This is a genomic window from Paraburkholderia caledonica NBRC 102488 (assembly GCF_000685095.1).
GTDB lineage: Bacteria > Pseudomonadota > Gammaproteobacteria > Burkholderiales > Burkholderiaceae > Paraburkholderia > Paraburkholderia caledonica.
Window position 1 is genome coordinate 394,886 of the sequence record NZ_BAYE01000002.1, and the last position, 13,406, is coordinate 408,291.

A 13,406-nucleotide genomic window follows, 5' to 3' on the forward strand; every position below is an offset into this window, starting at 1 on the left:
CATCCGCTTGCGTTTCCGCTCATGGCTGCTGTTCAGTCAATGTGCGCGAATCTCGGCCGCGTAACCGGCAGGGGCCTCGCCGCCCAGGCCGCAAGCGCATTGCGCCCTCTTGCCGGCGACTTCGCTTATCTGCTCTTCTCGCCCGGCATACTCGGCGTGGGATTCATCGGCGTCCCGGTGCTCGCAGGTTCGCGGCGGCGGTGATGGGCGCGGCAGCGCTGGCGATGCTGCTGCCGCGCTAGACGAGCCGGCGAATCAGCAAGCCCATTCCAGCGCAGTGTAATGCGCGAGGTGACGTTCCAATATGCCGACGAACAGTTCAAACGACGCCGTCGCCGCGCCGCGCTGCACCTCGGCAGCTCGCACCTTGCATTGCGCGACCGGCGCCATGCCTGCGAGCGAGCGCATTTCTTCGAAGGCGGCTTCTGCGCCGAGGCCGCCGAAGGTGCAGAAAAACCCGACGTGGCGAAACCTGGAGCGGTTCTGGAGCAGGTAGGCGCGAACCGGCGCCGACACCGCGCCCGCCCAGATCGGCGTGCCCACGAGCACGAGGTCGTACTGTGAAGGATCGAGCCCCGCCGGGACGATCCCGGCCGGTCGCTTGCGCCACGAGTCGATAACACAGCGCAGATATCCCAACGCTCCGCGACGCTCGCTGAGGTCGCAGATTTCCTCGACGTCGGCGGACAGGACGCCCGCAAGCGTGGTAGCAAGCGTGCGCGTCGTACCGGTACGTGAGAAAAAGACGATGAGAACGCGTGGCTTGGACATGACTCGCTCCTTTGATGGAAAGCTCACTGGCGCGCACTCGTGCGCCATGCATGTCCCGAGCATAGAGGGGGACGCACGGCTGCACATGACCCAGGTCAAACCACCCCGTGACCCGCGGCGCGTGTATCGCCATTGATCTGCATCAACGGGACAGGCGCCATCGTTCCTAGACTCAAGCTCACCTGCCCCTGCGTTACCTTCACTCTCCCGGAGCCTCAGCCATGAGCTACAAGACCATCGTTGTTCACCTCGACACGAGCACGAATGCCCATCCGCGGCTCGAGACCGCACTGTTTCTCGCGAAACAGTTCGGCGCGCATCTGACCGGCGTATTCGCGCTGTTCTCGGCCGACCCGCGGTCGTTGTACGTGATGGCCGGCACCGCCGAGTACTACCGCGAGCATGCAGAGCGACGCGCGGAACGGCGCGAGGCGCTCCAGCGGTTGTTCCATGCTGAACTGCGGCGTGCCGAAGTAGCAGGCGAATGGATCGCCGTGGACGAGTCCGCGAGCTTCGCCGTGCCGCGACTTGGCCGGTGCGCCGATCTCATCGTCGCCGGCCAGGACGATCCAGGCGATGCCGAATCGTATGTCGGCGACTTCTTTCCGGAGAACCTGATTCTTTCGAGCGGCCGCCCGGTGCTGCTCGCGCCGTATGCGCGCAATGAACGGACGACGGGCAGCCGGATCCTGGTGGCATGGGACGGCAGCCGCGAAGCCACGCGCGCCGTGCATGATGCCCTGCCGTTCATGCGCGCGGCGCAAAGCACCACGATTCTCACTGTCAACGGCATGCAGGAAGACGGGAGCGCACGCATTCCCGGCGCGGATATCGCCACCGTTATCGCGCGGCACGGCGTGCGTGCCGACGTGGTCGACATCGAAACAGGGGCCGATGGCTCGGTCGGCGAAGTGCTCCTCACGCAGGTTGCCGACACAGGAGCCGACCTGCTGGTGATGGGCGGATACGGTCATGCACGCTGGCGCGAACTGGTGTTGGGCGGTGCGACGCGCACGATCCTCAAGTCGATGACCGTGCCCGTACTGATGTCGCACTAAGCGCTGTGCCTCGTTTTTTGGGAGTGTCTGTCATGTACAAGAAAATCCTGGTTGCCGTCGACGGCAGCGAAACCTCGTCGCGCGCGCTAGCCGCTGCCGTTGATCTGGCGCGCGCGTCGGGCGCGAGGCTGCAGCCGCTTTTCGTCGTGGACGTGCCGCTGCTGAGCTACGACGTACCCGGCTACGATCCCTCGTATGTGCGCAATGCGCTCGTAGAGGAAGGCAAGCACGCGCTCGACGACGCCGCTGCGCTGATGGCCGCGTCGGGCGTCAAAGGGCCGCCACGCCTCGTCGAAACGGAGCTCGCCGGTGACGATATCGCGCATCGCATTCAGCTCGCCGCAGATGAGTTCGGCGCAGACGTTGTCGTGATGGGCACTCACGGCCGGCGCGGGATACAGCGGCTGATGCTCGGGAGCGTCGCCGAGCGCTTTCTGCGCATTGCCACCTCGCCGGTGCTGCTGATTTCCGCTCGCTGCGCGCCGTCCGCCAGCGCCGCGATGAGCACAGGCGGCGCGATCAAGGAGGCGTCATGAACTGCAAAACCCTGCTCGTCCACCTGGACGACAGCGCGCACAGCGCGGCGAGACTGGCCTACGCAATGGAGGTCGCCGCACACCACGACGCTCATCTGATCGGTCTATACGCAGTTAGCGAAGAGCCGGTGGACCCTCTGTTCGTGCACGGCGAGAACGTCTGGTCGCGCAGGCGCGAGGCGCAACGCAGCGCCAACGAGACAACCGCACATACGCACTTCGTTGCCCAGACCGAGCGCGCGGGGGTAAACGCCGAATGGCGCGCGCCGGGCGGTGTGCCCACGCAGGCGGCAATCACGCACGCGCGTCATGCCGATCTGCTTGTCCTCGGCGAGGACAATCCAAAGGATCGCAGCGCATTTGTCGCGCGCCATTTTCTCGAGGATGTGATCATTGGCTCGGGGCGGCCTGCAATCGTCCTGCCGTATGCAGGAGCCGTGCACCCGCGTATGGACAACGTCATGATCGCGTGGGACGGCGGCCGTGAAAGCGCGCGCGCTGCGATGGACGCGTTGCCACTGATTAGTCGCGCCGCCTTCGTGACGGTCATGACGATGGAGCGGCATCCGCACCATGGCGAGCCCGCTGGCATCGATGTGGCCGCCTGGCTCAAGCGGCACGGCATCGAGGCAGGTTTCGCTACCCTATCCGGTGTGTCCGGCGCCGAAGCCGGTACGACGCTGCTCAATGCGCTGGCCGATCGCCACATTGACCTTCTGGTGATGGGCGCCTATGGTCACGCGCGTGCTCACGAACGTGTCCTCGGCGGCGTCACACGCACCATGCTTCAGTCGATGACCACGCCCGTACTGATGTCGCACTGATCTCCAGACATCCGCCTGTGCAGCTTGCGCGCACTAGCACGAATCCGGCGTTTCGCGGACAATGAGAGCAACTATCAGCTTTGCGCGCGAATAGACCGCGGTCCCCCACCGCGCGGACTGCGGACCGCCCCCAACCGAAGCGCCTGCCTCCGGCGCAGCATTGCGGCGGCGTCTTGCAGCGCAAAGATTCCCGTTCGCAATCATGTCAAGAGGCGCACATGCCCGTCAGCGGTAAGACGCCCACGCCGCACACTGCGGTGCCGCACGAGCGGTCGAACTGGTCTGCGGCGCGGCCCGCACTCGCGGCAGCCGCCGCCTTCGTCGCGTCACTGGCAGTGATGCTGGCCGCGCGGCGCTGGCTCGATCCGGTGCTGTTCATCTGCGTCGCCGCGGCGCTGCTCGTCGCCACGAGTGCATTCATGCTTCTGCGCGCGCGCCGGGAAGCCTCTTCCGCGCGCAGCGAGGCAAGCATTGCAATCAATCAGTCCGGTGTGAACGAAGCGCGCATGATGGCAATCATCCGGTCGTCGATGGAAGCGATCATCACCATCGACGAACACCAGCGCATCGTGCTCTTCAATCCAATGGCCGAGCAGGTTTTCGGCTGCACGGCAATGGATGCGATCGGCGCATCGCTCGAACGCTTCATTCCGCAGCGGTTTCGCGCAGCGCACGCCCGGCATGTCGAACAGTTCGGCGTGACGGGCGTGTCCGACCGGCAAATGGGCCGGCAGCGCGTGCTCTCCGGCTTGCGCGCAAACGGCGAAGAATTCCCGATCGAGGCCTCCATCTCGCAGACTCGCGACGGCGGCGCGAGGCTCTACACCGTGATGCTGCGTGACGTCACCGAACGGGTCAGAGCCGAGCACGCCCAGCAGCGGGCGCGCGAGGAACTGCGCGAACTGTCCGCCAACCTGCAGAACATCCGCGAAGACGAAAAAACGCGCATCGCACGCGAACTGCACGACGACCTCGGTCAGCAATTGACTGCGCTGAAAATGGACATTTCATCGGTCGAAGAAGCGCTTGGCGGGTCCGCCAGCGAGCTGGTGCGCGACCATTTGCAGGGCATGCGCCGTCTGATCGATGCGACCGTGGCGTCGGTTCGCCGCATTGCCGCCGATCTGCGGCCGGTGATGCTCGACGACCTCGGACTGATCCCCGCAGTCGAATGGCTCGCGAACGACTTCACGAACCGCTATGGCATCGACGTCGAGCGCGATATCGAAACTGGCGACGCCCGCTTCAGCCCCGCGGGCGCGACTGCGCTGTTCCGGATCGTGCAGGAGGCGCTGACGAACGTTGCGCGCCATGCCGACGCCACGCTCGTCACACTCAGCCTGCGCGCCGGCGACGAGGGATTCGTGCTGCGTATCGCCGACAACGGCCGGGGCGCGCATCGTAACGGCGAACTGGCGGGCAAGTCGTTTGGTCTGCTCGGCATTCGCGAACGCGCCCACATGCTCGGGGGTGCCGTCGACATTCAAACCGCACAAGGCAACGGCTTTGCGTTAAGCGTCACCATTCCAGCGGAGGCAGTGCAGATGCAGGAGTTGCAATCATGACCCGGGTCTTGCTCGCCGACGATCATGCGCTCGTGCGCGACGGTCTGCGTCATATCCTCAAGGGGGCCAGCGGCTTCGAAGTGGTGGGCGAAGCGAGCGACAGTGCGAGCACGATCACGCTCATTCGCGCGAGCGCCGCAGACGTGCTGGTGCTCGATCTGTCGATGCCGGGCCGCAACGGCGTCGAGCTGATAAAACAGATCAAAGAGGAAAAACCGGCGCTGCGTATCCTCGTGCTGACCATGCACGCCGAACAGCAATACGCGGTGCGCGCGTTCAAGGCGGGCGCGTCCGGCTATCTGACGAAAGAAAGTGCAAGCGCCGAGCTTGTGGCTGCGGTGACAAAGGTGGCCGCGGGCGGCGTCTATGTGAGTCTTGCGATGGCCGAGCGGTTCGCGCAGAGCCTGAACGAGCCCACCGATCTGTTGCCACATCAGCGCCTGTCAGATCGTGAGTTCGACGTCCTCAAGCGCATTGCTGCCGGTCAGACCATCACGGAAATCGCGGCGGAGCTGTGCGTGAGCGCCAAGACCGTCAGCACCTACAAGACGCGCATCCTCGAAAAAATGCAGATGCCGCACGAAGCCGCGCTGGTGCGCTATGCGATGCGCCACAAACTGGTCAGCGACGAAGAGGACGATATTTAAACGCCTCCGCCGCCCCGCTGGCGGCCTACGACACCTGCTGTAGGAATCGCCCTACAGCCCTTCTTGCTCGCCTACTCCAAGTTCGCTCCTCGCCGATGTTATTTTGAGATGGCGCGGCCGATACTTCGAGGCATGAACTCAGGCCTCAACCACCCCGCCCTGCGTGTCTTTCTCGTCGACGATGCATTCCCGGTACGGCGCCGCATGGCCGCGCTGTTCGGCTCACTCGAGGGCGTAGAGATTGTCGGTGAGGCCGAGGAGCCCGGTGCCGCATTCGCGGGCATCGAGGCCCGCGCAGCTCACCTTGTGGTGACGGAGTTGCATCTGAACGGCGGTAGCGGCATGGAGTTGCTGACCCTGCTCGCGCAACGCATGCCTCACGTGATCACGATGGTGCTGACGAACCGATCCGGCGCCTGGTTCCGGCGCGCGTGCCTGACGTGCGGCGCGCAGTACTTTTTCGACAAGACTCGCGAATTCGAACTTGCGCGAAGCACGGTCCAGAGGATCGCCAGCGAACACCGTGCACGCACCCCTCTTCAATCAGGAGCAAATCATGTCTGACGTTGCCTCTTATCCGGCCAGCTCCCGCACATTCGTCCCACTGCACGTTGCACCGACGCCGGAACAGGGACGCACCACAGACCGCGCGACGCGCAAGGACGCGATGCGCTGCTCGTCGTGTTCGATGCGTGCGATGTGCATGCCGCAAGGCCTGACGCCCGAGGAGTTGCAGAGAATCGAAGCGCTGATCTGTCCGTCGCGCACTATCAGGCAGGGTGAAACAATTTTCCGCGCGAACGATTTGTTTGAGAGCATTTATACGGTGCGAGCGGGGTCGTTCAAGACCGTCGTCATGCACCGCGACGGCCGGGAGCATGTGACGGGCTTTCATCTCGCCGGCGATTGCCTCGGGTTCGACGGCGTGTGCTCCGGTCACCATAGCTGCGATGCGGTAGCGCTCGAGGACAGCAAGGTGTGCATCATTCCGTTTCATCTGCTAGAGACGATGTGCCGCGAAGTTAAGGCCGTTCAACAGCACGTGCACCGTATGATGGGCAGCGAGATCGTGCGCGAATCGTCGCAGATGATGCTGCTTGGCACGATGTCGGCGGAACAGCGCGTGGCTACGTTCCTGCTGAATCTGTCGGAGCGCCTTAGAATGCGCGGCTATTCGCCGGCCGAATTCCATCTGCGCATGACGCGCGAGGAAATTGGCAGCTATCTGGGGATCAAGCTCGAAACGGTGAGCCGGATGCTGTCCCGCTTTCAGCGCGATGGACTACTCGACGCGCACGGCAAGGACATCCGGATTCTCGATCACGACGGCCTTATCCGGGTTTGACGGCGAGCACCGCTGCGCCCGTCAGGCGGCCGTCGCGCAGGTCGGCGAGCGCGCGATTTGCGTCCTCCAACGCATAAGTCGTAGTTTCAAGCGTGAGCCGCGTCTCGCTCGCAATGCGCATGAAAGCCAGCCCATCGTCGCGGGTCAGGTTCGCGACCGAAACAAGGCGCCGTTCGCCCCATAGAAACGAATACGGAAACGACGGAATGTCGCTCATGTGGATTCCGCCACAAACTACTACACCGCCTTTCACGACTGCGCGCAAAGCCTGTGGAACGAGCGCGCCGACCGGGGCGAACAGCAACGCCGCATCGAGTTCGTCGGGCGGCGCCTCGTTGCTGTCACCAGCCCACGCCGCACCTATCCGTAGCGCGAGTTGCTGCGCCGCCTGATCGCCGGGCCGCGTGAATGCATAGACCGTGCGCCGTTGATGACGCGCCACTTGAGCGACGATATGCGCCGCGGCACCGAAACCGTAAATACCGATGCGCCGTGCGTCGCCCGCCATGCTCAAGGTGCGGTAGCCGATGAGACCTGCGCATAGCAGCGGCGCCGCTTCGATATCGGAGTACTGTACTGGCAGATGAAAGCAGTAGCGGCTGTCTGCAACTGTGCGTTCAGCGTAACCGCCGTCGATCGTATAACCGGTGAAACGGGCCTCGTCGCAGAGATTTTCCCGTGCCGAAAGGCAGTAGCGGCAGTGGCGGCATGTGTAACCTACCCACGGCACCCCCACGCGATCTCCGACAGCGAAACCCGTCACGCCGGCGCCCACTTCCGCCACCGTGCCGACGATTTCATGACCGGGAATAACAGGCCGCTTAGGACGATCGAGCTCGCGATCGACCAGATGAAGATCGGTGCGGCACACGCCGCACGCGTGAATATCGATCAGTACTTCTCCAATACCGGGCGTAGGATCCGGCACATCCTCTTCACGTAGGATCGGTGAGTCACCATCGAAAACCATTGCGCGCATAGGAACTCCCTTTGGTCAGTACCGAAACTTTGCCGCCCCAAAACAATAGACTTGTGGGTTTCAGTCACAAAAGCGGAAGTAACCACTGTGTAAGAGCATCGGCTTTGCGCCAATCTCGTTGAGCAGATTGCTTGCCGCTTGTTCAATGCGACGCCGATTCAATTCAAACGCAGCGAGCAGATCTTCTTCGCCCAGTGAAGCGGGTCCCAAGCGCAAATCTTCACGACAGCTACGTGATTGTATGGCGTATGCAGTCTCATCGCCGTGTGCCTGTCATCAGCATAGGATCTACGCGCTGCCGGTCAAATTCACACGTCTTACTCCGGTTGATCGAAGTCAACGGCGAAGCAGCGGCCGACCTTACACTGATCTCATTCCTTCGCACAGGAGCGCGCGCCATGAATGCCATATTCCGTCGCTGCCGCCTCGCATGTACCGCGTTTGTGCTGGTCGCTGCCGCCGTGCAGGCCGAGCCGGAGCCGGCCGCGCTGGTCGATCAGCACCACTGCATGTTTTGCCACACACGTGACGCGCCGTTCCTCGCGCCGTCGTTCGAGCAGATCGCCGCTCGCTACCGCGACGTTCCAAACGCGCAACTCATGCTTGAGCACAAGCTACGGTTAGGTGGCAAGGCGCATTGGGGCGACATGGCGATGCCGTTGCCAGCCGATCGTGGCGGGCCTATATCGGCAAAAGATGCACACACGCTGGTGCAATGGGTACTCAGTCAATGACCGCCCTGCGGAAACCACGGTTCCCGTAGTCCGGGTCAGTTGACGGCAGTTACGTTCGGAGATTGTCATGCGCCTCACAGTTCATCTCGACACATTCAATTGCGCCCATCCGATGGCTTTTGCGATCCTCTGGCTCGATGAAGATACGCGGCGATGGTCGCGCGAGGGTCACCTCGGGCTGGAACTGCCGGAATGGGGTTCGTTGCACATGGATTGCGGCAATACGCTCGTATGCGGCCTCAACGACGCCACACCGCTGTGCGTTCTCGAAGGGTTGGACCTCAACGGTTGCGACGGTCCCTTTGAAGGCGAAACCGGTCGGGCACAATGGTGCGCGAAGCGCGGCCGCGCGCTGATGACTGGGCACTGGCATGTCCAATGCATCGATCGCGAGCAGGCGCCACCCGAGCATGGCCTCTTCGCTGGTGGCGACGAAACTTGAACCGCTCGCGCGGTGACCGCTCGACAAGCGGCTGTCGATCAGCGAGCGGTCGGTAGCTCCCCGCGGTCAGATATCGGCGTCGCGCGTGGGATTGAGCAACTGCACAAAACACGCAACGCCGCCGACCACAGCAAAAACGCCATAGCGAAACACGGACGGCTCGTCGAAGAGCAAGCCCCGGATTGATGCCCCGTACCCGGCCGCTCGCAACAATGCAGTACGTCTATCCTGGGACCAAAAACCACTTAGGTTTTCCTTCAGCGGCTCCGGCTTACCGATGCCTTCGAACGATAGCGCTGCACGTCTTTGATAAGTTGATTAGTCTGCCTTCCTGTCCGGTAGCTTTGCTGAAGCCGGCGCTTGAATCTTGCGGCGCCCTTTGCCGGCTCGCATGCTGCGCCTATCAGACCGGATACGGGCCAGGAGCCGCCGGTCGAGGTCGCCCCCAATCGGATAGCCACGGTCTCGCCCGCCATCGCTCAATGGCCGGTTTCCGACGAGCGAATTGCCGGTGCTACTGCTTCAATCCGGCCATCAAGAGTCTTTCGAGGGGGGGCGACGCGAATGGCCGCAAGCCATACGTATAACGGACCGTCGCGCATACTGCGAGGAACGGTTATGACTTGCGGGGCGCTCTCTTTTTTTTAGCGTAAATCACAGCGCCTGTTTCAACCGGGATGAACGGCGCCTGAAAATGGTTGATCAGAAAATCAATGAAGGCTCGCGCGCGTGCCGTCTGGTTTCGCTGACTGGGATAGTAGACAAACAGGTCGGCGGACGGCAGTAATGTATCCGGCAACACCAGTTTCAACCGGCCGCTCTGAAGGTACTTAGCCAGATCCCATTCGGAACGGATCAATATCCCGTGCCCGTCGAGCGCCCAGCGCAGCGCGATATCGCCATCGTTGCTGGAAAGCGCGCCTTTTACTTTCAGCGCTTCGGTGTGATCGCCCTGTATGTACCTCCAGACGCCGTAGGCGTCGTCGTTCTGGCGATGAATGATGCAGCGGTGCCGAACCAGGTCCTCTACGCGCTCCGGTGTCCCGAAACGCTCAAGGTACTTTGGAGACGCGCAGAGGAAACGACGGTTGCTCATGATGCGCCGGGCACTAAGCCGGCTGTCGGGAAGCTCGCCGAAACGGATTGCCATATCGAACGCTTCCTCGACCAGATCGATGGGCCGGTCAGTCACTTCAAACTGGATTTCGACATTGGCATACCGCTTTGCGAAGTCAGACACCAGCGGCGCGATGGTCGTGCGTCCGAAGCCGAGCGTTGCGTTGATCCGTAAAAGGCCATGAGGGTCCGAGCTAGCCCCAGATATTTCGTCTTCCATCTGCCGGACCTGTCCGACGATTTGCGTCGCGTAGCGAAGGTAGGTCTCGCCTTCGGGCGTGAGGCTGACACTTCGCGTGGTCCTGTTGACCAACCGCGCCCCTAGCCGCTGTTCGATCATCCCGAGGCGTTTGGTCGCCGCAGGCGGGGTGAGATCGAGCGCACGCGCCGCTCGCGACATGCTTTTTAGTCTGGCGAGGAGGATGAAAAATTCGAAATCGGATGCCGCGTAAGTTGCCATCTCGATTGTTCACCGAAAGTAAAAAATGAAATGAATCCAAGCGAATTCTAACGCCTCATTTCGCGGATAACCTAGCTTCCATTGCAGCCAGACGCATGCAATGCGTGCCCAAATTCAGGAGACCGTGTCATGAGAATCGTTGAAATCCGCGAAAAGACCATTCCGATTAGCTCCCCGATCCGCAATGCCTACATTGACTTCAGCAAGATGACGCTGAGTCTCGTCGCCGTGGTGACGGATGTCATCCGGGACGGAAAACCGGTAGTCGGTTACGGCTTCAATTCGAACGGCCGCTATGGCCAGGGCAAGCTGATGCGCGAACGTTTCATTCCGCGCATTCTCGAAGCCGATCCCGCCATGCTCGTGAACGACGCCGGCGACAACCTCGATCCGCACAAGATCTGGGCGACCATGTTCACGAACGAGAAGCCGGGTGGTCACGGCGAGCGCTCGGTCGCAATCGGCACGATCGACATGGCAATCTGGGATGCGGTGGCGAAGATCGAAGGCAAGCCGCTGTTCCAGTTGCTGGCTGACCGTTACGGTAACGGCCAACCAGATCGCAAGATTTTCGTGTACGCGGCGGGTGGTTACTACTACCCGGGGCAGGATCACGAAAAGCTGAAAGACGAAATGCGCAGCTACATCGATCGCGGCTATACGGTCGTGAAGAAGAAGATCGGCGGCGCTTCGCTCGACGAAGACCTGCGCCGCATCGATTCAATTCTAAGCGTGCTGGGCGACGGACAGAAGCTTGCCGTCGACGCCAACGGCCGCTTCGACCTCGACACGGCAATCCAGTATGCAAAAGCGCTCTCGCAATACGATCTGTTCTGGTACGAAGAACCCGGCGACCCGCTCGACTACGAATTGCAGGCAACGCTGCGCAACTATTACGACAAACCGATGGCGACCGGCGAAGATCTTTTCTCGATGCAGGATGCGCGCAACCTGATCCGCTACGGCGGCATGCGCCCGGATCGTGACTGGTTGCAATTCGACTGCGCGCTGAGCTATGGCCTGGTCGAATATCTGCGCACGCTCGATATGTTGCATCAACACGGCTGGTCGGCCAGCCGCTGCATTCCGCACGGTGGCCACCAGATGTCGCTGAATATCGCGGCCGGCCTCGGTTTGGGCGGCAACGAATCCTATCCGGATCTGTTCCAGCCGTTCGGCGGATTCCCCGACGGCGTGGAGGTGGAAAACGGCTACATCACGATGCCTGATCTGCCCGGCATCGGCTTCGAAGGAAAGGCCGATCTCTACGCCGAAATGCAAAAGCTGTCCGCATAAGCCACTAACAGGCTAACTCGCGGCAAAACGCGCCGACAACACAGTCGGCGTGGCGTTCATAAAAATAGGCATAGGGAACGCAGGCGAAATCGGTTCGCACACTCCGCGGCGGTAACCAACGCTGTCGAGTGTACGAACCTGACTTTCATTAAAAGACGCCACGCATAGGAGACAGTCATGCGGGTTTCAAAGATCGGAAAATCTCTTTCCAGGCTTTACGTTCAGGTCCTGATAGGTATTATCGCCGGCATCCTCGTCGGCCACTTCTATCCTGACATCGGTTCTCAACTCAAACCGCTCGGCGATCTCTTCGTCAAACTGATCAGGATGCTGCTTGCCCCGATCATTTTCGCCTCTGTAGTGGTCGGTATTGCGCGAATGACTGACCTTCATGAGGCAGGCCGGGTCGGCGTCAAGGCAGTCGTTTACTTCGAAGTCGCATCGACGATTGCGCTGGTAGTGGGTCTCGTCGTCGTAAACATCGTCAGGCCCGGCAGTGGAATGAACATTGATCCCGCTCATATCGACAGCTCATCCATTGCTACATACACCCACTCGGCAAGTCAGCATGGAGTGCTCGAGTTCTTCATGAGCATCGTTCCGAACAGCATTGTCGGAGCATTTGCGAATGGAGATATCTTGCCGATCATCTTCTTCTCGGTGCTGCTTGCAATCGCGTTCGCCAAGCTTGGCCCCCGCACGGCGCCGTTCGTCGACATGCTCGACATGTTCCTTCACGGCATGTTTGGGGTTGTTCGGATCGTCATGTATGTGGCCCCAATCGGCGCCTTTGGGGGCATGGCATTCACCATTGCCAAATACGGGATCGGCACGCTGGCGTCGTTCGGGCAATTGATGGCTTGCCTCTATCTGACGTGTGTCATCTTCGTGGTTGTATTCCTTGGACTTGTGATGCGGCTGAGCGGGCTGTCGCTGTGGAAGTTCCTCCGCTACATCAAGGACGAAATTTTTATTACCCTCGGTACAGCTTCAACGGAAGCGGTCCTGCCGCAAATGCTCATCAAGATGGAGAAGCTCGGGTGCTCACGACCTGTCGTCGGGATGGTGTTGCCTACCGGTTACACCTTCAATGCCGATGGTACGGCGATCTACCTGACCATGGCCGCGCTGTTCATAGCTCAGGCGATGAACATCCACCTGACGATCTGGGACCAGGTGCTGCTGCTTGGCGTGATGTTGCTGACGTCCAAGGGATCTGCCGGTGTAGCAGGAGCGGGATTCGTCGCGCTGGCGGCAACGCTGGCCACCATGCACAAAATCCCTGTGTCCGGACTGGTGCTATTGCTCGGCGTTGACCGTTTCCTCAATGAGGCACGTGCAGTTACGAACCTGATCGGCAATGGCGTCGCGACCATCGTGGTAGCCCGATGGGAAGGGGCACTTGATATGAACAAGGCCCGCGCGATGCTCGATCGCACCGATACGAGCATTGACGCGCTGCAGTCGTTCGATGTGGCACCGACTGCTCCCACGCCTGCGAACGACGTCACACCTCGCCGGACAGGATCGACTACGAGTTAGTTTCTGCCGGGACTTTTTTTCCGCAGGTGCATTCATTGCCCGCGGCTGCGCTAGGTTCTGCCCTGGCGCCGAGCTCTCGGGTGCAGAAGCG

15 protein-coding genes and 3 pseudogenes are annotated in these 13,406 nt (G+C 61.4%); 12 read left to right on the forward strand and 6 right to left on the reverse strand.

Going from position 1 to position 13,406, the window contains the following annotated elements; all coding sequences use genetic code 11:
* Positions 1–60 precede the first annotated feature (60 nt).
* Positions 61–192: pseudogene (locus BCA01S_RS39450) on the forward strand (divalent metal cation transporter); the annotation flags it as partial.
* 63 nt (positions 193–255) lie between these two features.
* Here the strand turns inward: BCA01S_RS39450 and BCA01S_RS05625 are convergent.
* Entirely contained in the window at positions 256–771 is a 516-nt protein-coding gene (locus BCA01S_RS05625; protein WP_027776093.1) for a flavodoxin family protein, read from the reverse strand.
* A 221-nt stretch (positions 772–992) separates the two neighbouring features.
* On the opposite strand from BCA01S_RS05625, the gene BCA01S_RS05630 reads away from it, so the two are divergent.
* The 7 genes from BCA01S_RS05630 (at position 993) to fnr (ending at position 6,746) form a co-directional block, all read left to right on the forward strand.
* Positions 993–1,829 carry a universal stress protein gene (locus BCA01S_RS05630; RefSeq protein WP_027776094.1) on the forward strand — a complete coding sequence of 279 codons (837 nt, stop codon included), beginning with the start codon at positions 993–995 and terminating at the stop codon, positions 1,827–1,829.
* 32 nt (positions 1,830–1,861) lie between these two features.
* Complete coding sequence (locus BCA01S_RS05635) at positions 1,862–2,365, forward strand: universal stress protein (protein ID WP_027776095.1); 504 nt, start codon at positions 1,862–1,864, stop codon at positions 2,363–2,365.
* Positions 2,362–3,189: a universal stress protein gene (locus BCA01S_RS05640; protein WP_027776096.1), complete on the forward strand. Its 828-nt coding sequence runs from the start codon at positions 2,362–2,364 to the stop codon at positions 3,187–3,189. Before BCA01S_RS05635 ends, BCA01S_RS05640 begins: the two co-directional genes overlap by 4 nt.
* A 218-nt stretch (positions 3,190–3,407) precedes the next feature.
* On the forward strand, positions 3,408–4,754 hold the full coding sequence (locus BCA01S_RS05645) for a PAS domain-containing sensor histidine kinase (RefSeq protein ID WP_027776097.1): 1,347 nt from the start codon (positions 3,408–3,410) through the stop codon (positions 4,752–4,754).
* Positions 4,751–5,401: a response regulator gene (locus BCA01S_RS05650; protein WP_027776098.1), complete on the forward strand. Its 651-nt coding sequence runs from the start codon at positions 4,751–4,753 to the stop codon at positions 5,399–5,401. Before BCA01S_RS05645 ends, BCA01S_RS05650 begins: the two co-directional genes overlap by 4 nt.
* 132 nt (positions 5,402–5,533) lie before the next feature.
* A complete protein-coding gene (locus tag BCA01S_RS05655) occupies positions 5,534–5,965 on the forward strand; it encodes a response regulator (protein ID WP_027776099.1) in 432 nt (143 codons plus the stop codon).
* The gene (gene fnr / locus BCA01S_RS05660; RefSeq protein WP_027776100.1) at positions 5,958–6,746 is read left to right on the forward strand and encodes a fumarate/nitrate reduction transcriptional regulator Fnr; all 789 of its coding nucleotides are present in this window, start codon (positions 5,958–5,960) and stop codon (positions 6,744–6,746) included. Before BCA01S_RS05655 ends, fnr begins: the two co-directional genes overlap by 8 nt.
* Here the strand turns inward: fnr and BCA01S_RS05665 are convergent.
* On the reverse strand, positions 6,733–7,725 hold the full coding sequence (locus tag BCA01S_RS05665) for a zinc-dependent alcohol dehydrogenase family protein (protein WP_027776101.1): 993 nt from the start codon (positions 7,723–7,725) through the stop codon (positions 6,733–6,735). The two genes, fnr and BCA01S_RS05665, sit on opposite strands and share 14 nt — an antisense overlap.
* A gap of 60 nt (positions 7,726–7,785) precedes the next feature.
* Positions 7,786–7,977, reverse strand: a pseudogene (locus BCA01S_RS36905) (DUF1488 family protein); the annotation flags it as partial.
* A 146-nt stretch (positions 7,978–8,123) separates the two neighbouring features.
* Here BCA01S_RS36905 and BCA01S_RS05675 point away from each other — a divergent pair.
* Entirely contained in the window at positions 8,124–8,459 is a 336-nt protein-coding gene (locus BCA01S_RS05675) for a c-type cytochrome (protein WP_027776102.1), read from the forward strand.
* A gap of 67 nt (positions 8,460–8,526) precedes the next feature.
* On the forward strand, positions 8,527–8,901 hold the full coding sequence (locus tag BCA01S_RS05680; protein WP_027776103.1) for a DUF3564 domain-containing protein: 375 nt from the start codon (positions 8,527–8,529) through the stop codon (positions 8,899–8,901).
* 66 nt (positions 8,902–8,967) lie between these two features.
* On the opposite strand, the gene BCA01S_RS36910 is transcribed toward BCA01S_RS05680, so the two are convergent.
* The 3 genes and pseudogenes from BCA01S_RS36910 to BCA01S_RS05690 form a co-directional block, all read right to left on the reverse strand.
* Positions 8,968–9,114 carry a DUF2964 family protein gene (locus BCA01S_RS36910; protein WP_156955034.1) on the reverse strand — a complete coding sequence of 49 codons (147 nt, stop codon included), beginning with the start codon at positions 9,112–9,114 and terminating at the stop codon, positions 8,968–8,970.
* An 18-nt stretch (positions 9,115–9,132) separates the two neighbouring features.
* Positions 9,133–9,189: pseudogene (locus BCA01S_RS39610) on the reverse strand (type II toxin-antitoxin system YoeB family toxin); the annotation flags it as partial.
* Between the two features lie 328 nt (positions 9,190–9,517).
* Positions 9,518–10,477, reverse strand: coding sequence for a LysR family transcriptional regulator (locus BCA01S_RS05690; RefSeq protein WP_027776104.1), 960 nt, complete (start codon positions 10,475–10,477; stop codon positions 9,518–9,520).
* Between the two features lie 129 nt (positions 10,478–10,606).
* On the opposite strand from BCA01S_RS05690, the gene BCA01S_RS05695 reads away from it, so the two are divergent.
* Both BCA01S_RS05695 and dctA read left to right on the forward strand, forming a co-directional pair.
* A complete protein-coding gene (locus tag BCA01S_RS05695) occupies positions 10,607–11,773 on the forward strand; it encodes a mandelate racemase/muconate lactonizing enzyme family protein (protein ID WP_027776105.1) in 1,167 nt (388 codons plus the stop codon).
* 177 nt (positions 11,774–11,950) lie between these two features.
* Positions 11,951–13,315: a C4-dicarboxylate transporter DctA gene (gene dctA / locus BCA01S_RS05700; protein WP_027776106.1), complete on the forward strand. Its 1,365-nt coding sequence runs from the start codon at positions 11,951–11,953 to the stop codon at positions 13,313–13,315.
* The last annotated feature ends 91 nt before the right edge of the window (positions 13,316–13,406 follow it).

What these genes read in the sequence shown, in the direction of transcription:
- BCA01S_RS05630 (WP_027776094.1), top strand. Translation starts at nt 993, where the DNA reads ATGAGCTACAAGACCATCGTTGTTCACCTCGACACGAGCACGAATGCC.
- BCA01S_RS05625 (WP_027776093.1), bottom strand. Translation starts at nt 771, where the DNA reads ATGTCCAAGCCACGCGTTCTCATCGTCTTTTTCTCACGTACCGGTACG.
- BCA01S_RS05695 (WP_027776105.1), top strand. Translation starts at nt 10,607, where the DNA reads ATGAGAATCGTTGAAATCCGCGAAAAGACCATTCCGATTAGCTCCCCG.
- BCA01S_RS05675 (WP_027776102.1), top strand. Translation starts at nt 8,124, where the DNA reads ATGAATGCCATATTCCGTCGCTGCCGCCTCGCATGTACCGCGTTTGTG.
- fnr (WP_027776100.1), top strand. Translation starts at nt 5,958, where the DNA reads ATGTCTGACGTTGCCTCTTATCCGGCCAGCTCCCGCACATTCGTCCCA.
- BCA01S_RS05690 (WP_027776104.1), bottom strand. Translation starts at nt 10,477, where the DNA reads ATGGCAACTTACGCGGCATCCGATTTCGAATTTTTCATCCTCCTCGCC.
- BCA01S_RS05650 (WP_027776098.1), top strand. Translation starts at nt 4,751, where the DNA reads ATGACCCGGGTCTTGCTCGCCGACGATCATGCGCTCGTGCGCGACGGT.
- BCA01S_RS05640 (WP_027776096.1), top strand. Translation starts at nt 2,362, where the DNA reads ATGAACTGCAAAACCCTGCTCGTCCACCTGGACGACAGCGCGCACAGC.
- BCA01S_RS05635 (WP_027776095.1), top strand. Translation starts at nt 1,862, where the DNA reads ATGTACAAGAAAATCCTGGTTGCCGTCGACGGCAGCGAAACCTCGTCG.
- BCA01S_RS05680 (WP_027776103.1), top strand. Translation starts at nt 8,527, where the DNA reads ATGCGCCTCACAGTTCATCTCGACACATTCAATTGCGCCCATCCGATG.
- BCA01S_RS05655 (WP_027776099.1), top strand. Translation starts at nt 5,534, where the DNA reads ATGAACTCAGGCCTCAACCACCCCGCCCTGCGTGTCTTTCTCGTCGAC.
- dctA (WP_027776106.1), top strand. Translation starts at nt 11,951, where the DNA reads ATGCGGGTTTCAAAGATCGGAAAATCTCTTTCCAGGCTTTACGTTCAG.
- BCA01S_RS05645 (WP_027776097.1), top strand. Translation starts at nt 3,408, where the DNA reads ATGCCCGTCAGCGGTAAGACGCCCACGCCGCACACTGCGGTGCCGCAC.
- BCA01S_RS05665 (WP_027776101.1), bottom strand. Translation starts at nt 7,725, where the DNA reads ATGCGCGCAATGGTTTTCGATGGTGACTCACCGATCCTACGTGAAGAG.